The 18,951-nt window shown below is 72.0% G+C and carries 16 protein-coding genes; 7 read left to right on the top strand and 9 right to left on the bottom strand.

Translation table 11 applies throughout. From position 1 onward, the window contains the following. Positions 1-89: 89 nt before the first annotated feature. The 6 genes from N4G63_RS21395 to N4G63_RS21370 form a co-directional block, all read right to left on the bottom strand. A complete protein-coding gene (locus tag N4G63_RS21395; RefSeq protein ID WP_260786872.1) occupies positions 90-677 on the bottom strand; it encodes a YceI family protein in 588 nt (195 codons plus the stop codon). Between the two features lie 121 nt (positions 678-798). After that, positions 799-1,371 carry a YceI family protein gene (locus N4G63_RS21390; protein WP_260786873.1) on the bottom strand — a complete coding sequence of 191 codons (573 nt, stop codon included), beginning with the start codon at positions 1,369-1,371 and terminating at the stop codon, positions 799-801. Positions 1,372-1,421: 50 nt separating this feature from the next. Beyond that, entirely contained in the window at positions 1,422-1,994 is a 573-nt protein-coding gene (locus N4G63_RS21385) for a YceI family protein (protein WP_260786874.1), read from the bottom strand. Between the two features lie 48 nt (positions 1,995-2,042). Further along, on the bottom strand, positions 2,043-2,621 hold the full coding sequence (locus tag N4G63_RS21380; protein ID WP_260786875.1) for a cytochrome b: 579 nt from the start codon (positions 2,619-2,621) through the stop codon (positions 2,043-2,045). 100 nt (positions 2,622-2,721) lie between these two features. After that, complete coding sequence (locus N4G63_RS21375; RefSeq protein ID WP_260786876.1) at positions 2,722-3,639, bottom strand: NUDIX hydrolase; 918 nt, start codon at positions 3,637-3,639, stop codon at positions 2,722-2,724. A gap of 95 nt (positions 3,640-3,734) precedes the next feature. Further along, positions 3,735-7,337: an indolepyruvate ferredoxin oxidoreductase family protein gene (locus tag N4G63_RS21370; RefSeq protein WP_260786877.1), complete on the bottom strand. Its 3,603-nt coding sequence runs from the start codon at positions 7,335-7,337 to the stop codon at positions 3,735-3,737. Positions 7,338-7,661: 324 nt separating this feature from the next. Here N4G63_RS21370 and N4G63_RS21365 point away from each other — a divergent pair, with 324 nt between their 5' ends. From N4G63_RS21365 to N4G63_RS21355, 3 genes are all read left to right on the top strand, one after another. Further along, complete coding sequence (locus N4G63_RS21365; RefSeq protein ID WP_260787631.1) at positions 7,662-8,156, top strand: Lrp/AsnC family transcriptional regulator; 495 nt, start codon at positions 7,662-7,664, stop codon at positions 8,154-8,156. A gap of 14 nt (positions 8,157-8,170) precedes the next feature. Further along, entirely contained in the window at positions 8,171-10,006 is a 1,836-nt protein-coding gene (locus tag N4G63_RS21360; RefSeq protein WP_314600180.1) for a bifunctional aminoglycoside phosphotransferase/ATP-binding protein, read from the top strand. Between the two features lie 147 nt (positions 10,007-10,153). Next, the gene (locus tag N4G63_RS21355) at positions 10,154-11,209 is read left to right on the top strand and encodes a GGDEF domain-containing protein (RefSeq protein ID WP_314600179.1); all 1,056 of its coding nucleotides are present in this window, start codon (positions 10,154-10,156) and stop codon (positions 11,207-11,209) included. Between the two features lie 19 nt (positions 11,210-11,228). Here the strand turns inward: N4G63_RS21355 and N4G63_RS21350 are convergent, their stop codons facing one another. The 3 genes from N4G63_RS21350 to N4G63_RS21340 form a co-directional block, all read right to left on the bottom strand. Continuing rightward, positions 11,229-12,893, bottom strand: a complete 1,665-nt coding sequence (locus N4G63_RS21350; RefSeq protein ID WP_260786881.1) for a M81 family metallopeptidase — start codon at positions 12,891-12,893, stop codon at positions 11,229-11,231. A 26-nt stretch (positions 12,894-12,919) separates the two neighbouring features. Next, entirely contained in the window at positions 12,920-14,134 is a 1,215-nt protein-coding gene (mltA, locus tag N4G63_RS21345) for a murein transglycosylase A (RefSeq protein WP_510182768.1), read from the bottom strand. A gap of 128 nt (positions 14,135-14,262) precedes the next feature. Beyond that, positions 14,263-15,000 (bottom strand): helix-turn-helix domain-containing protein, encoded by a 738-nt coding sequence (locus tag N4G63_RS21340; RefSeq protein ID WP_260786883.1) that lies wholly within the window; start codon positions 14,998-15,000, stop codon positions 14,263-14,265. A gap of 134 nt (positions 15,001-15,134) precedes the next feature. On the opposite strand from N4G63_RS21340, the gene N4G63_RS21335 reads away from it, so the two are divergent. From N4G63_RS21335 to N4G63_RS21320, 4 genes are read left to right on the top strand one after another with little or no spacing between them, the layout of a single operon-like run. Next, positions 15,135-15,623: a YiaA/YiaB family inner membrane protein gene (locus tag N4G63_RS21335; protein WP_260786884.1), complete on the top strand. Its 489-nt coding sequence runs from the start codon at positions 15,135-15,137 to the stop codon at positions 15,621-15,623. Between the two features lie 28 nt (positions 15,624-15,651). Next, positions 15,652-16,068, top strand: a complete 417-nt coding sequence (locus N4G63_RS21330) for a hypothetical protein (RefSeq protein ID WP_260786885.1) — start codon at positions 15,652-15,654, stop codon at positions 16,066-16,068. Continuing rightward, the gene (locus N4G63_RS21325; RefSeq protein WP_314600178.1) at positions 16,065-16,988 is read left to right on the top strand and encodes a DUF2145 domain-containing protein; all 924 of its coding nucleotides are present in this window, start codon (positions 16,065-16,067) and stop codon (positions 16,986-16,988) included. Before N4G63_RS21330 ends, N4G63_RS21325 begins: the two co-directional genes overlap by 4 nt. Before the next feature lie 35 nt (positions 16,989-17,023). Next, entirely contained in the window at positions 17,024-18,925 is a 1,902-nt protein-coding gene (locus N4G63_RS21320) for an MFS transporter (protein WP_314600177.1), read from the top strand. The last annotated feature ends 26 nt before the right edge of the window (positions 18,926-18,951 follow it).

Here is an 18,951-nt window from a genome sequence, read left to right as displayed (position 1 = left end):
GCAGGCCGTCATGGCCGCCACCAGACGCGTGCGACGCACCGGCCGGTGCGCCGGATGGGGTGCAGCAGCCGGCGACGGCCGCGGCGCGCTCAGGGCGGGTCTTGCCGCACCGCCTCCACCTGCACCCGCAGCGTCACCCGCTCGGCCACGAAGGGCAGGCCGTAGGTGATGCCCCAGGCGCTGCGCTCGAGCACGGCGCTGAAGTCGCCGCCGCACACCTCGCGGCGCAGCAGCGGGTGGGTGTAGCAGCGAAAGCGCTCGGCCATCAGCGTGAGCGGCCGGCCCTGGCCGCGCAGCGTGAACTCGCCGCGTACCGCGCGCACGCCGCCCTGGGCGTCGAACTCGAAGCCGCTGGCCACGAAAAACGCCTGCGGGTGGCCCTCGGCGTCCAGCAGGTCGGGCCCGCGCAGACGGGCATCGAGCACCGGCAGGCCGCTGCTCACCTGGGACACGTCCACCACCACCTGCACACGGCCGCGCCGCGCTGCGCGGTCGAGCTCGACCTCGCCCTTGAGCGGCCCGAAACGCCCGCGCAGCGTGGCCGTGTCGAAGTGCAGCACCTCGAAGTGCACGAAGCTGTGCGTGGGGTCGAGCTGGTAGGCCACGGGCTGGGCCGTGGCAGTGCCGGCGCTCAGCAGGCCGAGGCCCAGAAGCAGCAGAGGTCGCGCAAGGGTCATGCGCCGCATGCTGGCAGAAACGACAAAGCCCCGCCAGGGCGGGGCTTGCAGTGGGTGCCGGTGGGCCAGCGAGCCCGCCCGGCGGGTGGCGTCGCGTACCCGCGGCGCCGGGTGCCCCAGCTTATTGCTTGACGGCCTCGACCTGGATGACGACCTTCACCGCATCCGAGAAGCCGTAGTTCAGGCCCCAGGTCATGCCGTACTGGCTGCGCACCACGCTGGTCTCGAAATCGCCGCCGCAGACCTCGCGCTTGAGCATCGGGCTTTCGTAGCAGGCGAAGTTGCTGGCCTTCAGCGTGATCGGGTTGGTCTTGCCCAGCAGCGTGAGGCTGCCGCTGACCTCGGCCACCTTGTCGCCGTTGAACGTGAACTTGTCGGCCACGAACTTGGCGGTGGGGAATTCGGCCGAGTTGAAGAAGTCCTTGCTGGTCAGGTGCTTGTCGAAGGCGGCGGTGCCGCTGCTGATCGAGCCGGTTTCCAGCGTGATCTCGACCTTGCCGCTCTTGCCGGCCTTGTCCAGCGTGACGGTGCCGCTCTTCTTGTCGAAGCGGCCGCGGTTGGTGCTGGCACCGAAGTGCAGGATCTCGAAGGTGGCGAAGGTGTGCGTCGGGTCGATCGCGTAGGTGGCGCTCTGGGCCTGGGCGCCGAAGGCGAGGGTGGCCAGTGCGGCGGCGGCGAGGGTGCTGCGGAACATCGGGATCTCCGGGTTGAAAAGTCGGGGTTGAAACGCTGGGGGGGTGGTGCTCACAGCGGGCCGAGGCCGGTGAGCGCGAGCTTGAACTTGACCTGCACCTCGTCGGCCACCATCGAGGTGTCGGCCCATTCGCCTTCGCCGATCTTGAATTCGAGGCGCTTCATCGCGAAGGCGCCGGTGGCGGTGCTCAGCGCGCCGTTCTGCACCACGGTGACCGGCACCACCACATCGCGGCTGTTGCCCTTGATGCTGAGCTTGCCGGCCACCTCGAACTTGCCCGCACCCAGCGGCTTGATCGTGGTGCTGGTGAAGCTGGCCTGCGGAAACTTGGGCACGTTGAACCAGGCCGGCTTGACCACCTCGGCATCGGTCTCGGCGGTGCCAAAGCTGGCCGATCCGGTCTCGATGGTGAAGGCCACCTTGCCGGCCGCGGCCTTCTTGGGGTCGAACGCGATCTGCGCGGTCCACTTCTTGAACTTGCCCTCGACCGGCACGCCCATCTGCTTGCTGACGAAGCCGATCTCGCTCTTGGCGGTGTCAACCTGCTGCGCCAGGCTGGGGGTGGCGGCCGCGGCCAGCAGGGCCAGGGCGGTGGCCGACAGGCCGGAATGGAGTTTGATCATGGATCGGTGGGTGCTGCGGTGCAGACAAAGAAGACGACCGGCCTGTGATCAGGCCCGGCCGCCAGAGGTTCCGCCCAGGCGCATGCGGTTGATCAGGCCGTCGCGGTCGATCAGCTGGTGCTTCAGGGCGCCGGCCACGTGCAGCAGCACCAGCAGGGCCATCAGCCAGGCGCTGCGGGCATGCCAGGGCTTGATGGCCTCGGCCAGCGCCTTGTCCACCGGCACGAAGTCGGGCAAGGGCCAGACGCCGAACCACACGATCGGGTAGCCGGCCGCCGAGCTGTAGGCCCAGCCGATCAGCGGCACGGCAAAAAACAGCAGGTACAGGCCCACATGCGCGGCATGCGCCGCCGCGGCCTGCCAGGCGGGCATCGGCACATCGGCCGGCGGGCGGTGGCCCAGGCGCCACAGCAGGCGCAAGGCCGACAGGGCCAGGATGGTCACGCCGGCCCACTTGTGCCAGTTGTAGAGCTTGAGCCGGGTGGGCGACATGCTCAGCCCGGTCATGTACAGGCCCACCCCGAAAGCGCCCACGATGCCCAGCGCCAGCAGCCAGTGCAGCACGATGGCCGGGGCGGTGTAGCGGGCAGGGGCTGCGGAAGTGGCAGGGCGGGGCGCAATCGTCATGCGCCGCAGTGTCGCCGCCGCATTGGCCCCCGGGCTTCAGGCCACTTGAGTCGCTGATTCAGTTTGATTGAACGTAAGCAGCACGACGATGCGGGTTGTTTCAATCTGTGAGCCGCTGGGCGTGGCCGTGCGCCAGCCTGTCCAGCAGCGCGGCGCAGCGGGCCGCGTCGGGGCCGGTCAGCAGGCCGTGGCGCAGCGCGAAATCCAGCGTGGCCAGCGTGGCATCGGTGGTCATCTCGCCGGCGGCGGCGCGGGCCAGCGCCTCGGCCACCGGCCAGCAGTGCAGGGCCTGCACCTCGCCGTCCTGGTTCTGCGGTAGCAGGTCGGGTGGCAGGGCCAGGTCGTAGACGCTCAGCCATTCGAGCTGGAAGCCTTCGGGAATGTCGCGCGCCAGGCGCAGGATGCGGCCCGGTGCCAGGCCGGCCATTTGCATGGGCGTGAGGCCGGCCTCCTCCCAGCCCTCGCGCAGCACGGTCTGGGCCGGCGTCTGGCCATGCGGCACGCCGCCGCCCACCAGGTTGTCGAGCAGGCCGGGATCGGTGGGCTTGCTGTCGCTGCGGCGGGCAATCCACAGCTGCGCGGGCCGGCCGTCGGCCATGCCGGTGTCGGTGACATAGCCGTTGCAGTGCGCGCCAAAGGTGGCCGTGCCCCAGAAGCGCGAGGCCGCGCGTTCGAAGGTGGCCAGCAGATCGGCTTGCGCGTCGGGTGAGCGGCCATCGGCCGGCAGCGCCAGCACCGGGTAGGTTTCGTTGCGCCAGGCCACGATCAGGCCTTGCGCATGCAGCGCGGCATTGGCCTCGGCAAAAAAGGCCTGGCGCTGCGCGGCGGGCAGGCCGAGCGTGACGCCCGCCTCGTCGATGCGCAGCGCATCGGCCCAGCGCGCCAGCGCCGGCAGGTGCGCGCGGGCCACCGAGCCGGCCAGGCGCGGTGTGCCGGCGTCGTCGATGCGAAAGGGCAGGCGCGGCACGCGGGCGTGCACGGCGTCGGCCAGGGCGGGCCAGGGGGCGGTGGCTTGCATGGGGAGGCTGCGGGCGCTGTGGTGGCGCGCAGTGTGCCGCAGGCCTGCGGCAGCCCGACGACGCCCGCTGTGGCGCCCCGCGGCTTCGCTGGCGGTCAGGCCGCCTGCCGGCCGCCCGCCGGCTGGCCGCGCCACTGTGCCAGCAGCGCCGCCCACTTGGGCCGCACGGCGGCCAGGTGGCGCGCCTTGACATGGCCGTAGCCGCGGATCTCTTCGGGCAGGCTGGCCAGGCTGACCGCCAGCGCCAGGTTGCCGGCGTTCAGGCCGCGCAGCAGTTCGTCGACCGTGTCGCGGTACTCGCCGATCAGCGCGCGCTCGGTGCGGCGCTCGTCGGTCTTGCCGAACGGGTCGAAGGCCGTGCCGCGCAGGCCCTTCAGGCGGGCCAGCAGGCCGAAGGCGCTGCGCATCCACGGGCCGTAGGCGCGCTTGATCATCTCGCCCTGCGCATTGGTCTTGGCCAGCAGCGGCGGCGCCAGGTGGTGCACCAGCCTGTAGTCGCCCTCGAACTGCGCGGCGATCTTGGCGCTGAAGCTGGCGTCGGTGTGCAGTCGGGCGACCTCGTACTCGTCCTTGTAGGCCATCAGCTTGAACAGGTAGCGCGCCACCGCCTCGGCCAGGCGGGTGCTGCCGGCCGCGGCGCCGGTGGCGGCGCTGGCCTCGGCCACACGCACGCGCTCGACCAGGGCCGCGTACTGCTGCGCATAGGCCGCGTCCTGGTAGAGGGTGAGAAATTCGACGCGCTGCGCGACGATGGCCTCCAGCCCCGGCTTGCGGATGAACTGCATGACCTGCGCGCCGCCCCGGCCGGCGGGCAGCAGGGCCATCACGGCGGCCAGGTCGTCGGCACAGCGGCGGCCCCATTCGAAGGCCGCCTTGTTGTTGTCGACCTGCGTGCCGTTGAGCTCGATGGCGCGCAGCAGCGCGGCCTGGCCCAGCGGCACGCGGCCCTTCTGCCAGGCAAAGCCCAGCAGCAGCGGGTTGGTGTAGATGCTGTCGCCCAGCAGCTGCACGGCCAGTTGCTCGGCGTCGAAGGCGCCCAGGTTGGCGCGGCCCACGGCGCTGGCCAGCGCGGCCTCGCAGCCGCCGTTGCGGGCGTCGGGGTGCTGCCAGTCGGGGTTGTGCACAAAGGCCGCGGTGGGCGTGGCGTGGGTGTTCAGGGCCACGAAGCTGCGGCCCTCGCGCATCAGGCTCAGCGTGGCCTTGCCGGCGGCCACGATGGCATCGCAGGCGATCACCAGGTCGGCCTTGGCGGTGTCGACCTTGGTGCTGAAGATGGCCTCGGGCCGGTTGGCGATCTGGATGTGGCTCCAGGTGGCGCCGCCCTTTTGCGCCAGGCCGGCCGAGTCTTGCGTGATCACACCCTTGCCCTCCAGGTGCGCGGCCATGCCCAGCAGCTGGCCGATGGTGATCACGCCGGTGCCGCCCACGCCGGCCACCACGATGCCCCAGGCCGCCTCGGCCACCGGCAGCACCGGCTGGCTGATCGGCGGCAGCGCGAAGGGGTCGATGCGGCTGTCCTTCTTCGGCTTCTTCAGTTGCCCGCCCTCGACCGTGACGAAGCTGGGGCAGAAGCCCTTGGTGCAGCTGTAGTCCTTGTTGCAGGTGCTCTGGTTGATGCGGCGCTTGCGGCCGAAGTCGGTTTCCACCGGCTCCACGCTGAGGCAGTTGCTCTGCACCGAGCAATCGCCGCAGCCCTCGCACACCAGCTCGTTGATGACCACGCGCCTGGCAGGATCGACCATCGTGCCGCGCTTGCGGCGGCGGCGCTTCTCGGTGGCGCAGGTCTGGTCGTAGATGATGGCCGTGGTGCCGCTGAGCGTGCGGAACTCGCGCTGGAGGCGATCGAGTTCGTCACGGTGGTGCACGGTGACACCGGGCTCGAGTGCCACGCCGCTGTACTTGGCCGGCTCGTCGGTCACGATCACCAGCCTGGCCACGCCTTCGGCCAGGCAGCTCTTCATGATCTGCAGCACGCTGTGGCCTTCGGGGCGCTCGCCCACGCGCTGGCCGCCGGTCATGGCCACGGCGTCGTTGTAGAGGATCTTGTAGGTGATGTTCACGCCCGCGGCGATGCTCTGGCGGATGGCCAGGATGCCGCTGTGGAAGTAGGTGCCGTCGCCCAGGTTGGCGAATACATGCGCGTCCAGGCTGAACGGCGCCTGGCCCACCCAGGTGACGCCCTCGCCGCCCATCTGCGTGAAGGTGGCGGTGCTGCGGTCCATCCAGTTGGCCATGTAGTGGCAGCCGATGCCGGCCAGCGCGCGGCTGCCCTCGGGCACGCGCGTGCTGGTGTTGTGCGGGCAGCCCGAGCAGAACCAGGGCAGGCGCTCGCCGGCGTCGGTCTGCAGCGACAGCACCGCGCGTTCGCGGGCCTCCAGCACCTGCAGGTGGGCGTCCATGCGGGCGGCCACGTCGTCGGGCACGCCCAGGCGGCGCAGCCGGCGGGCGATGGCCTTGGCGATGATGGCCGGCGTCAGGTCGGCCTTGGCGCGCAGCAGCCAGTTGCCGCTGGGGTTGGGCAGGCTCCATTCGCCGCCGTCGTGGCTGCCGTCGGCCTCGTCGAACTTGCCCACCACGTCGGGGCGCACGTCGGGGCGCCAGCCGTAGAGCTCTTCCTTGAGCTGGTACTCGATGACCTGGCGCTTTTCTTCCACCACCAGGATCTCTTTCAGGCCGGTGGCGAACTCGCGCGTGGTCTGCGCCTCCAGCGGCCACACCACGTTGACCTTGTGCAGGCGGATGCCCAGGCAGCGGCAGGTGGCGTCGTCCAGGCCCAGGTCGTGGAGCGCCTGGCGCGTGTCGTTGTAGGCCTTGCCGCTGGCGATCAGGCCGAAGCGGTCGTCGGGCGTGGCGATGACGTTGTGGTTGAGCCGGTTGGCGCGGATGTAGGCCAGCGCGGCGTACCACTTGGTGTCCATCAGCCGCGCCTCCTGCTCGAGCGCGGTGTCGGGCCAGCGCATGTGCACGCCGCCCGGCGGCATCGCAAAGTCGCCGGGCAGCACGATCTGCACGCGGTCGGGGTCGACGCTGACGCTGGCCGCGCTTTCCACCACCTCCTGGATGGTCTTCATGCCGGCCCACACGCCGGAGAAGCGGCTCATCGCGATGGCATGCAGGCCCATGTCGAGGATGCCCTGCACATCGCTGGGAAAAAACACCGGCAGGCCGCAGGCCTTGAAGATGTGGTCGCTTTGATGTGCGGCGGTGCTGCTCTTGGCCACATGGTCGTCGCCGGCGATGGCGATCACGCCGCCGTGCCGGCTGGTGCCGGCCATGTTGGCGTGCTTGAACACGTCGGAGCAGCGATCGACCCCCGGGCCCTTGCCGTACCAGATGCCGAACACGCCATCGTGCTTCTTGCGTTCAGGAAACAGGTCGAGCTGCTGCGTGCCCCACACCGCGGTGGCCGCCAGCTCTTCGTTGACGCCGGGCTGGAACACGATCTGGTGCTGGGCCAGATGGGCCTTGGCGGCCCACAGCGACTGGTCGTAGCCGCCCAGCGGGCTGCCGCGGTAGCCGCTGATGAAGCCGGCGGTGTTGAGGCCCGCGGCCGCGTCGCGCTGCTGCTGCAGCATGGGCAGGCGCACCAGGGCCTGCACGCCGCTCATGAAGGCGCGGCCGCGCGCCAGGGTGTACTTGTCGTCGAGCGAGATGGTCTCGAGGGCACGGCGGACGGCGTCGGGCAGCGGGGCGTTCATGCGGGGCCTCGGTCACGGTGGAAATCGGCGCCGCAACAAGGCGGCGGCAGGTCGGGGCAGTTTAGAAAAAGCCCGCCGTGAAGTCTTTTCTTTTGATGCCGTTGTAGCGATGATTGGCGAAAGGAGCTTGCTCGAACAATGGCTACCAAAGAAAGAATCGCGCCCAAACCACGCGCATCAGGGAAAACACCCTCGGCCGCCGGTCGGGCCGCTGCGGCCGGCAGCGGCGGTTTGGCCACGGCCACGGCCGCGGCAGGCGCCGGGGCCGACGATGGCCAGGCCGCCGACACCCCCAACACCCCCGACACCCCCGAGGCCGCCGAGCTGGCGCACGGCCCCGGGCTTGACCGCTACGACATCGCCATCCTCGACGAGCTGCAGCACGACGCGCGGCTCACCAATGCCGAGCTGGCCTCGCGCATCGGCCTGTCGGCGGCGCCCACCTGGCGGCGCGTCAAATGGCTCGAGCAGCAGCGCTACATCACCGGCTACCGCGCCGAGATCGACCGCCGCCGCATCGGCCTGGGTGTGCTGGCCTTCGTGCGCATCGACGCCGAGCGCAACAACGCCGAGGCCACGCGGGCGCTCGAGGACGCCATCCGCGCCTTGCCCGAGGTGCTGAGCTGCCACTACATCAGCGGCGCCGGCACTTTCGAGCTGCAGGTGCTGGCCACCGATCTGGACGCTTATTCGCGCTGGGCGCACGACACGCTGTTCAAGCTGCCCAACGTGAAAGACCTGCACACCAGCTTCTCGCTCGGCGAGGTCAAGGCCGGTGCGGTGTGGCCGCTGGGGCACCTGCGGCGCAAGCGCCCCTGACGGCGAACCGGCCGATGGGCGAGACCCCGGCGTTCGACGAGGCGGCCGCGCTGCGCGCGCATGCCGAGCGCGTGGCCCAGCTGTGCCGGCCGGGTGCGGTGGCGCGGCACCTGTCGCAGGCGCCAGACGGCTGCTTGCCGCAGCGCATCGAAACCCATTTGTCGACCCTGCTGCTCTACCCCGAGCGGGTGCTCAAGCTCAAGAAGCCGCTGTGCCGGCCCTTTGTCGACTTCTCCACCACCGCGCTGCGCGAGGCCGCCTGCCGGCACGAGCTGCGGCTGAACCGCCGCGCCGCGCCGCAGCTCTACCTCGACGTGCTGCCGGTGTGCCACACGCCCGACGGCCTGCGGCTGGGCGCCGCCACCGTGCCTGACGGCGCCGTGCTGCACGGGGCCGTGCCTGACGGTGCCGTGCTCGACTGGGCCGTTCTGATGCGCCGCTTCGACGCCCGCCAGGGCTTTGACCACCTGGCCCGGGCCGGGCAGCTGCAGCCGGCGCAGGTGGACGCGCTGGCCGCCGAGGTGGCGCGTTTTCATGCCCTGCTGGCGCCGGCGCCGGCCGGGTTCGGCAGCGCCGAGCGCACCCGCCACTGGCCGCGCGACAACCTGCGCGAGCTGGCCGCGCTGCTGCCGCGGCAGGGCGCCGGGGCCGCCGCACGGTTGGCCCGGCTGGCCCAGCTGGCCGACTGGACCGAGGCCCGCGGTGCGGCGCTGGCCGCGCTGATCGAGCAGCGCCGCGCCGGTGGCCGGGTGCGCGAATGCCATGGCGACCTGCACCTGGGCAACATCGTGTGGGCCGGTGGCGCGCCACTGCTGTTTGATGCGCTCGAGTTCAACCCCGCGCTGCGCCACATCGACACGCTGGGCGATCTGGCCTTCTGCTTCATGGACCTGCACGCCCATGGCCTGCCGCGGCTGGCCTGGCGCTTCGTCAGCGCGGCGCTCGAGGCGGCCGACGACCACGCCGCGCTGCCGCTGCTGGGCTGGTGGGCGGCCTACCGCGCCGCGGTGCGCGCCAAGGTGGCGCTGCTGGCAGGTGACGAGCCTGGCGGGCCTGGCGGGCCTGCCGGGCAACCTGCACTGGCGCGCGCCGACGCCCTGCTGGCGCTGGCGCTGCGCCTGGGCCCGCAGCAGGCGGCCGCGCCGCGCCTGGTGCTGATGATGGGCCTGTCGGGCAGCGGCAAGAGCCGCGTGGCCGCCGCCTTGGCCGAGGGCCTGGGCGGCGTGCGCCTGCGCTCCGATGTGGAGCGCAAGCGCCTGTTCGGCCTGGCTGCCGATGCCCGTGGCGGCGCCGCGCTGGGCCTGTACACCCCCGAGGCCAACCGCCGCACCCATGCCCGCCTGCATGCGCTGGCCGAGGGCGCGCTGCGCGCCGGCGTGCCGGTGGTGCTGGACGCCGCCAGCCTGCGCCGCAGCGAGCGCGACGCGGTGCGCGCCTTGGCCGCGCGCCTGGGCCTGCCCTTTACCTTGGTGCTGTGCGAAGCCCCCGAGGCGCTGCTGCGCGAGCGCCTGGCCCAGCGCGCCGCACGCGGCGACGATGCCTCGGATGCCGGCCCCGAGCTGCTGCACTGGCAGCAGGGCCTGGCCGAGTGGCCCGACGCGGCCGAGGCGGCCGAGGCGGCCGCGCGGCCTGACACAGCCGTGGCGGCCGCAGGCGCTGCGGGGGCTCCGGACGCCCGCTTGGCTGACGTGCCGGGCGGCGCCGCCGGCCGGGCGGACATCCGCCGCCTCGACACCGCCGCCGCGCAGGGCCAGGCCTGGCCGCAGCAGGTGGAGGCCTGGCTGGCGGACTGGTGGGTGGCCCGGGCCGGTCCGGCGGGGCGCCCGGCCGGTTCACCCCCGCCGGCGTGAAAACCGCGCGACCGCGCCGCCCCGGCCGCCCGGCCGGCTCAAGTGCCGCGCGGGGCCGGCCGAAAAGCCGGAACAGTGCCGTTCCACGAATCCAAGGCCCCCGTGTCCCTGTCACGCCTTCTGCTTGGCGACTCGCCGCATCAACGGGTGCGTGCATCGCAGACCCTGCTGGCCATCGGCGTGTTCGTGGTGTGCGCCGCGGTGCAGGGCCTGGCGGTGGCGATGGGCCTGATGCAGGCGGTGGATCTGGCCTGGCTGAGCGCCTACACGCTGAGCGGCTCGGCCGTGTTCTATGCCCTGGTGCGCACCGGTGCCAACCTGCGCCTGGGCAGCGATCCGTCGCTGACCATGCCGCAATCGCTGTTTGCGATCTCGTCGGTGAGCTGGTCGTATGCGGTCACCGGGCCGCTGCGCGGCGCCTTCGTGGCGGTGATGCTGCTGGTCATCCTGTTCGGCATCTTCAGCCTGCGCCCGGCGCAGGCGCGGCTGCTCTCGGTGGCCGGCTTTGGCGGCCTGGCCGCGGCCATGCTCTGGTGCACCCTGGGCCCCACGCCGCGCTACCCGCCGCGCCTGGAGCTGCTGCACGGCCTGCTGGCCGCCATCGTGCTGGGCGCCACGCTGGTGCTGGTGGTGCGGCTGGGGCGCATGCGCGCACGCCTGTCGGCGCAGAAGGCCGAACTCACCGGGGCGTTGGCGCTGAACCGCGAGCTGGCCACGCGCGACATGCTCACCGGTCTGCTGAACCGCCGCGCCATGAGCGAGCTGCTGGCCCAGGAGCAGCCGCGCCAGCGCCGTGCCGGCGGCCCGATGGCGCTGGCGCTCCTGGACATCGACCACTTCAAGCGCATCAACGACCGCCACGGCCACCTGGTGGGCGATGCGGTGCTGCAGCACTTTGCCGAACTGGCGCGCGCCGAGCTGCGCGGCGGCGATGCGCTGGCCCGCTGGGGCGGCGAGGAGTTTCTGCTGCTGCTGCCGGGCACGCCGCTGGCCGCGGCCGAGGGCGTGCTGCGGCGGCTGCGCGAGCGCATCGCCAGCGCCGACTTCAGCGCCATCGTGCCGGGCCTCACGGTGAGCTTCTCGGGCGGGGTGTCGGTGTGCAGCGCCGAAGAGGTGTGCGAGCGCGCCATCGAGCGCGCCGACCAGGCCCTCTACCGCGCCAAGAACGCCGGCCGCAACTGCATCGAGCTGGCGCCCGGCTGAGCGGCGCAGGCCGCGCCGCTCAGCCCGCGTCGAGCGGGTACACCGGCCGCTGCACCTGCGTGAACGGGTACAGGCTGTAGTCGGAGCTGGTCACGCCGGCGCTGTCGCATTCCACCAGCGCCGCGCACAGCGGGCCGAACACCGGCCGGCAGTACATGCGTGACTTCAGCAGCACAAAGCGCGGGCCGGGCCGCTGCGCCACGTCCAGCCCCACGCAGCCGAACACGCCCAGGTCATAGGGCTCCTGCGTGCGCTCGGTGACCACGATCTGCGCCGCGCCGATGTCGAACAGCACCGTGCGCCCCATCTCGCAGCGCTGGCCGGTGTAGATCGGCCCGGTGACGGTGTACACGCCGTCCGACAGCCGGCGCACCGTGCCGCTGAGCAGCGGCGGCGTCTTCTCCCGGCCGGGGCCGGGGCGCAGGGCCGGCATCGCGCGCTTGTTGCCCAGCGCCAGCGTGAGGCGGGCGCCTTCGCCCGCGGCCCACAGCGTGGCCACGGCCTCGGGGTCGCACAGCGGGCCCATGGCGATGCCGCTCATGCCCGCGGCCAGCGCGGCCAGCAGCACATCCATCGTGTCGCAGGTGCCGCCGCTCATCACGTTGTCGCCGTGGTCGAGCAGCAGCACAGGTCGGCGCGTGGCCTCAGTCCCGCCGGGCCGCCCCAAGGGACTGAGCGCCCCCTCGGGGGGCAGGAGCGCAGCGACGTGGGGGCCGGAATCAGTCCCGCCGGGCCGTCCCAAGGGACTGAGCGCCCCCTCGGGGGGCAGGAGCGCAGCGACGTGGGGGCCAGACTCCGGCTGGGCCTCGGCCAGCGCAGTGGCGCGCGCCAGCGACTGCGCCAGCGGCTCGCTGCGGTAGACAAAGCCCTCGCGCTGCGCCCACACCTGCTGCGCCAGGCCGTCGGCCGTGCGCTGGGCGCGGGCATGGCCCGCCGTGTCGTCGGTGTCGGTCACCACCACGCTGACGCAGGGAGCCGGGATATCGGCCAGCGCGAAGCCGGCAAACACCGTGACCGCCGGCACGCCCTGGCCCTCGGCCTCGCGGGCACTGGCCACGGCGGCGGTCATCGCGGCGCTGTCGCCGCCCAGCGTGGCGCTGCGCAGCGTGTGGCTCATCAGCGCCAAGCGGTGCCAGCGCAGGGCATAACGCACCTGGCCATCGGCCATGGCCAGCAGCAGGCGCGCGGCGTGTTCGCCGGTTTCGTACATGTCCACATGCGGGTAGGTCTTGAAGCCCACCATCACATCGGCGTTGGCCATCATGCGCGGCGTGATGTTGCCGTGCAGGTCGAGCGCCACGCCGATGGGCACGCCCGGCGCGGCGGCGCGCAGGCGGGCCAGCAGCTCGCCCTCGCCATCGTCGAGGTGGGTGGTGACCATGGCGCCGTGCAGATCGAGCAGGATCGCATCGCAGCCCGGCGCGCAGGCCTCGATGTGCTGCGCCATGCGCTCATAGGCCGCCGCGTCGACCCGGCCGCTGGGGTTGGCGGTGGCGGCCAGCGGGGTGAGCACCGTGTCGCCGCGCCGCGCTGCGGCGTCCAGAAACGCCGCCATCGCGGTGCGCATGCCCTGCTGGCTGCGCCGCGCGTCGTCGTCCCATTGCGGATCGAACGCGGCCAGCGGCGTGGGCACCGGCGAGAAGGTGTTGGTCTCGTGGTTCAGGCGGGCGATGAGCAGCTGCATGCAGCCAGCTTAGCAAGGCGCGGGCCTCAACCCGGTGGCATCAGCCCCCGCGGCCAAAGCGCCCACACGCGCAGCGGCTGCTTCATGCGGCCGGCCTGCTGCTCGGCCTGCTCGCCGGCGCCCCAGAACAGGTCGATGCGCACTGCGCCAACGATGGCGCCGCCGGTGTCCTGGGCCATCACCAGGCGCTGCAGCGGCGTGGTGGCCAGCGGCTCGGTGGTGTCCAGCCACAGCGGCGTGCCGTAGGGCACGGCCTGCGGGTCCACCGCCACCGAGCGGCCGGCGGTGAGCGGCACACCCTGCGCGCCGCGCGGGCCGGGCACGGGGCCGGCCGGGCTGGCCTCGGGCAGCGGCTCTTCGCGGAAGAACACCACGCGCGGGTTGCTCCACAGCATCTCGTTCAGGCGCGCCGGGCTGGCGCGCTCGCCCCAGGCGCGGATGGCCGGCCAGTTGGCGCCCTCGGGCTTGAGCTCGCCCTGGTCGATCAGCCAGCGGCCCACCGACCTGTAGGGCTGGTCGTTGTGGCCGGCAAAGGCCAGGCGCACCTGGGTGGCGCGCGCGCCGGGGCTGTTGTCGCCCTCGGCAAAGCGCAGCCGGCCCGAGCCCTGGATCTGCAGCACCAGCACGTCCAGCGCACTGGCCACCCAGGCGATCTCCTGCCCGGCCAGCGCGGCGCGTGCGGCGGGCACGGTGTCGAGCTGCTGGCGGGTCCAGTAGGGGCGGCGGCTGGCCAGGTCGGCCGGCGCGCGGTACAGCGGCACCTTGAACTGCGCGCTGGGCTTGCGGCTGGCGGCCACCAGCGGCTCGAAGTAGCCGGTGGCCAGGCCTTGGGCCTCGCCGGCATGCGACTCCACGCGCCAGGGCTGCAGCTCGCGCTGCAGAAACTCGCGCGCAAAGCCGTCGTCGGGCGGCTGGAAGGCATTGACCCGGGCGCACACGCCGGCCCAGGCCGGGGGCGGGCGCTGGCAGCCGGCGCGCAGGGCGGGCCACAGCTCGGCGGCCCGGTCGGCCTGCCAGCCGGGCAGTGCAGGCCAGTCCACCGGCACCCAGCGTGCACGCGGGCGCAGCCAGGGCGCGGGCTCGGTGGCGCTGGGGGCGGCCGGGGCGGTGGTGGTGGGGCCGCCGGGTGGGGCGGCCACCACCGGGGCCGGTAGGGCAGCGGGGCGCTGGCTGGCGCAGCCGGCCAGCAGCGCAGCGGCGGCCGCCAGCAGCAACAGGGCCGGCCTGGATAATCTGGACATGCTCATGATTCTGCTGGAAGCCCTGGGCGCGCTGGCGCTGCTGCTGTTCATCGTGTGGTGGACCATGTTCTCCGGCCGCAAGAACGGCGAGCGCCGCGACGACGGCCAGGAGTGACGCGCCGGGTGGCCTACCCCCGTTTCTCAAAGTCGCGAAACGCCGCGAACAGCCAGGAGCGCATGCCGATCACCAGCGTGTAGGGCCGCTTCTGGTCGTCGGGCAGGCGCTGGTCGGCCAGGTGCTGCTGGGCAAAGTCTTGCGCCAGGCGCTGCAGCCGCTCGTTGAACAGCGCGGCCAGGCTGCGGCCGATCTCGCCGTGCACCAGCATCAGCAGCTCGCCCTCGCCGTCGAAGCCGCCGCTGAAGTAGTCGGTCAGCGCATGCTCGCGAAAGAAGTTCATCACCGGCCCGTGCGGCCGCCAGCGAAAGGTCTTGGCCACCTTGAGCCGGTAGCGGTTCATCGGCCGCAGCTCGATGATGCCCAGGCGGTCAAGCTGGCTGAGGGCACGCACCACGGCCGGCTCTTTCAGGCGGTAGCTGGCCAGCATCTGCTCCACCGTCCACTGGCTCATGCAGCAGATGGCCACCAGCAGCAGCTGGCGGTCGGCGACCACGGCGCGCTCCTGCTCCTGCGTCAGCTCGCGCAGCAGCGGCTGGGCGTCGGCCACGCCGCGCGCCAGCTCGGCGAAGTCGATCTTCAGCACGCGGCAGACCTCGTCCACCCGCGCCAGCGTCATCTCGCCGCGGCTGAACATGCGCTTGATGCTCGATTCGGCCAGGCCCAGCTCGCCCGCCAGGCGTGCGTAGGTGATGCCGGCGGCCTTGAGCTGGCCCTTGAGCTGCTCGACCAGCGCCTGGGTGGTGGACATGTTCGCCCCTGAAAAGTATCGAATGACGATACCACCAGCGTCGCTCAGCAACACTCCAGCAGTATTCGCGCTACCTTGCCAGGCTGTCCGGGCACCATGCGGTCATGTTCAACGCGCCCTTCACGAGCCCCGACATGAGCCCCGCCCCTGCCGCCAGCGCTGCTGCCCTGCCCACCACCCGCCCGGCGGCCACCGCCACGCTGCAGCGCGACACCCGCGCCTGGCGCGTGCAGGTGTGGGTGTCGTTTGCCCTGGCGGCGCTGCTGTGCGCCAGCGGCCTGGTCTGGCTGCCCGGTGACGACCTCGACCGCGCCTTCATGGTGATGGGCTATGCCTTCTGCCTGACCAGCGCCTTCGTGCTGGCCAAGTTCATCCGCGACAACGCGCAGCAGCCTAGCGACACGCCGATGTGGCGCTGGGTGGTGTGGGGCAGCTTTGCGCTGGCCATGGGCCTGACCGGCTGGGGCCTGGCGCGCATGGGCATCAATCCGGTGTGGAAGGCCTACCTGGGCGTGGCCTGGCTGTACCTGATCTCCAGCGTGTTCACGCTGGCCAAGACCCTGCGCGACGGCTTCGAGGCCGACCAGGCCGACCGTGCGCAAGCCGCGCTGCGCAGCGAATGACCCACCCACCCCCACCAAGGAGCCAAGGATGACGAAGACAACGATCTGGACGCGCCCGCTGCTGGCCACCGCGCTGGCGGCGCTGCTGGCCACGGCCGGCGGCGCACGGGCGCAGGGCGCCTCGCAGGCCAGCAGTGCGCTGTCGCTGCTGCCGGTGGCGGTGGTGGTGGCGGCGCCATCGGCGGTGCTGGCGGGTGGTGCGCTGCTCACCGTGGTGGCAGTGCAGGCCTCGGCCGAGGGCACGGTGTGGGTGCTCGAGCGGGTGTCCGACGGCGCGCGCCTGTCGCTGCAGATGGCCGGCGGCGCGGTGCTGGCCAGCGGCGCGGTGGTGACCGTGGCCGCGTTGTCCAGCGGCTGGGTGCTGTCGCAGGCCGGGCGGGTGATCTGCTTCATCCCCAACGAGATCGGCCAGGCCCTGCTGCACAACGAGCGGGTGACGCGATGAGCGGCCGCTGGCAGCACGGCATCGTGCGCGGCCTGGTGCGCGGCCTGGTGCGCGGCCTGGTGCGCGGCTTGTCCTGTGACCCGGTTCGCGACCCGGTGCACCGCCCGCAGCCGCCACGCACCCTGGCCGGCGTGCGGGCCGCCGCGCTGACCGCCGCGTTGGCCACCGCGCTGACCACCGGGCTGGTGGCCACCCCGGCCCACGCCGGCCAGGACTGCGAGCCGGCGGCACCCGGCGTCGAGCCGGTGGCGCGCGGCCTGGCCCTGGCCGAACAGGTGCGCGGCCGGCTCGAGGCCAGCGGCGCGCAGGTGCTGCTGCTGGCGCGCGCCGGGCAGGACTTGTCGCGCCACGGCCTGCGCTGGTCGCATGTGGGCCTGGCCTATCGCCAGCCCGAGGATGGCCGCTGGCGCGTGCTGCACAAGCTCAACCACTGCGGCACGGCCGAGGCGGCGCTGTACCGCCAGGGCCTGGGCGAGTTTTTCCTCGACACGCCGCACCGCTACGAGGCCGCCTTTGCGCCGCTGGCGCCCGAGCTGCAGGCCGCCCTGCTGCCGCGGCTGCGCGATGCGGCCCAGGCCACGCGCCTGCACCAGCCGCGCTACAGCATGGTGGCCTACGCCTGGGGCCAGCGTTACCAGCAGAGCAACCAGTGGGCGCTGGAGATGCTGGCCGCCGGGGGCGGTGCCGGCAACCGCGACGCCGCCCAGGCCTGGCTGCAGCAGCGCGGCTTTGTGCCGCAGGTGATCCAGCTCGACACCTTCACGCGGCTGGGCGCGCGGATGTCGATGGCCCATGTGGCCTTTGACGACCACCCCACCGGCGAGCGCCTGGCCGGGCGCATTGCCACGGTGACGGCCGATGCCATGTTCCGCTGGCTGCGCGACGAGGGGCTCGCGGGCGCCGTCACAGTCGTGCGATAAACAGCGCCGATCCCACAGGACGACGATTGCCGCCCATGCATCAAGACCCGCAACCCAACCAGTTTGCGCTGCTGCGCCAGAGGCGCTTTGCGCCTTTCTTCTGGACGCAGTTTCTCGGCGCGGCCAACGACAACGTCTTCAAGTTCGCGTTCACGATGCTGGTCACCTACCGCATCAGCGTGGGCTGGCTGCCGCCGGCGATGGCCGGCCTGGTGATCGGTGCGGTGTTCATCCTGCCCTTTCTGCTGTTCTCGGCCACCTCGGGCCAGATCGCCGACAAGTTCGACAAGGCGCGGCTGACGCGCATGGTCAAGAGCCTTGAGCTGGCGATCATGCTGATCGGCACGGCGGGCCTGTTCCTCAAGCTGGTGCCGGTGCTGCTGGCCTGCATCTTTCTGCTGGGCCTGCACAGCACGCTGTTCGGCCCGGTGAAATACGCCTACCTGCCGCAGCACCTGAGCGAACGCGAGCTCACCGGCGGCAACGGCATGATCGAGATGGGCACCTTCGTCGCCATCCTGCTGGGCAATGTGGTGGGCGGCGTGCTGATCGCCCTGCCCGACGACGCCTGGCTGCCGGCCGCCGAGGCCGTGGCCCTGACCTGCCTGGCCCTGGCGGTGCTGGGCCGCATCACCGCGCAGTACGTGCCTGCCACGCCCAGCACCGAGCCGGGGCTGGCGATCAACTGGAACCCGGTCACCGAAACCTGGCGCAACCTGCAGCTGGCGCGTGGCAACGTGGTGGTCTACCGCTCGCTGCTGGGCATCAGCTGGATGTGGTTCTTCGGCGCGGTGTTCCTGTCGCAGTTTCCGTCCTTCGCCAAGGACGTGCTGCATGGCAACGAGCATGTGGCCTCGCTGCTGCTGGTGGTGTTCTCGCTCGGCATCGGCGTGGGCAGCCTGCTGTGCGAGACCTTCAGCCACCGCCATGTCGAGATCGGCCTGGTGCCGCTGGGCGCCATCGGCATGAGCGTGTTCGCGGGCGACCTGTACCTGGCCTCGCGCGCGCTGCCGCCGGCCGAGCTGCTGACGCTGTCGGCGTTTCTGGCGCAGCCAGCGCACTGGCGCGTGCTGGCCGACCTGTTCGCGCTGTCGCTGTTTGCCGGCCTGTACAGCGTGCCGATGTATGCGCTGATCCAGCTGCGCTCGCCGCCCAGCCACCGCGCGCGCATCATTGCCGCCAACAACATCCTCAACGCGGTCTTCATGATCGCCAGCAGCCTGATCGTCGGCGCGCTGCTGTCGGCCGGCTTCACGGTGCCGCAGGTCTTCGGCCTCACGGCGCTGGCCAACCTGGCGGTGGGGCTCTACATCTTTCTGCTGGTGCCCGAGTACCTGCTGCGCTTCGTGGCCTTCATGCTGTCGCGCTGCATCTACCGCTTTCGGGTGACGGGTGACGAACACATCCCGGTCAGCGGTGCGGCGCTGATCGCCTGCAACCACGTGAGCTATGTCGATGCCGTGCTGCTGATGGCCGCCAGCCCGCGGCCGATCCGCTTTCTGATGGACCACCGCATCTTCGCGGTGCCGGTGCTGGGCTGGCTGTTCCGCCTGGCCAAGGCCATTCCCATCGCCCCGCGCAGCGAAGACCCGGCGGCCTACGAGGCCGCGCTGGCCGCGGCCGACCAGGTGCTGGCCGAGGGCGATCTGCTGGGCATCTTTCCCGAAGGCGCGATCACCCGCGACGGCACGCTGGGCGAGTTCAAGGGCGGGCTGATGAAGATCCTGGAGCGCCGGCCGGTGCCGGTGGTGCCGGTGGCCCTGAGCCACCTGTGGGGCTCGTTTTTCTCGCGCATTGACGGCGGCCGGGCCATGGTGCGCCCGTTCCGCCGCGGGCTGTTCAGCCAGGTGGGCCTGGCCGCCGGTGCGCCGCTGGCGCCAGGCGAGGTGACGCTGCCGGTGCTGCGGCAGCGGGTGCAGGCCCTGATCCAGCCCTGATCAGGCGGGGAATCCGCCGCGGGATC

The sequence above is a fragment of the Aquabacterium sp. OR-4 genome, assembly GCF_025290835.2.
Taxonomy (GTDB): Bacteria; Pseudomonadota; Gammaproteobacteria; order Burkholderiales; family Burkholderiaceae_C; genus Pseudaquabacterium.
Note: the sequence above shows the minus strand (reverse complement) of the source record. Positions and strands in the feature narration are given on the sequence as shown.

Coding starts and splice junctions, on each gene's coding strand:
- N4G63_RS21395 (WP_260786872.1), bottom strand. CDS start 677: ATGACCCTTGCGCGACCTCTGCTGCTTCTGGGCCTCGGCCTGCTGAGC.
- N4G63_RS21390 (WP_260786873.1), bottom strand. CDS start 1,371: ATGTTCCGCAGCACCCTCGCCGCCGCCGCACTGGCCACCCTCGCCTTC.
- N4G63_RS21385 (WP_260786874.1), bottom strand. CDS start 1,994: ATGATCAAACTCCATTCCGGCCTGTCGGCCACCGCCCTGGCCCTGCTG.
- N4G63_RS21380 (WP_260786875.1), bottom strand. CDS start 2,621: ATGACGATTGCGCCCCGCCCTGCCACTTCCGCAGCCCCTGCCCGCTAC.
- N4G63_RS21375 (WP_260786876.1), bottom strand. CDS start 3,639: ATGCAAGCCACCGCCCCCTGGCCCGCCCTGGCCGACGCCGTGCACGCC.
- N4G63_RS21370 (WP_260786877.1), bottom strand. CDS start 7,337: ATGAACGCCCCGCTGCCCGACGCCGTCCGCCGTGCCCTCGAGACCATC.
- N4G63_RS21360 (WP_314600180.1), top strand. CDS start 8,171: ATGGGCGAGACCCCGGCGTTCGACGAGGCGGCCGCGCTGCGCGCGCAT.
- N4G63_RS21350 (WP_260786881.1), bottom strand. CDS start 12,893: ATGCAGCTGCTCATCGCCCGCCTGAACCACGAGACCAACACCTTCTCG.
- mltA (WP_510182768.1), bottom strand. CDS start 14,134: ATGTCCAGATTATCCAGGCCGGCCCTGTTGCTGCTGGCGGCCGCCGCT.
- N4G63_RS21340 (WP_260786883.1), bottom strand. CDS start 15,000: ATGTCCACCACCCAGGCGCTGGTCGAGCAGCTCAAGGGCCAGCTCAAG.
- N4G63_RS21335 (WP_260786884.1), top strand. CDS start 15,135: ATGAGCCCCGCCCCTGCCGCCAGCGCTGCTGCCCTGCCCACCACCCGC.
- N4G63_RS21330 (WP_260786885.1), top strand. CDS start 15,652: ATGACGAAGACAACGATCTGGACGCGCCCGCTGCTGGCCACCGCGCTG.
- N4G63_RS21325 (WP_314600178.1), top strand. CDS start 16,065: ATGAGCGGCCGCTGGCAGCACGGCATCGTGCGCGGCCTGGTGCGCGGC.
- N4G63_RS21320 (WP_314600177.1), top strand. CDS start 17,024: ATGCATCAAGACCCGCAACCCAACCAGTTTGCGCTGCTGCGCCAGAGG.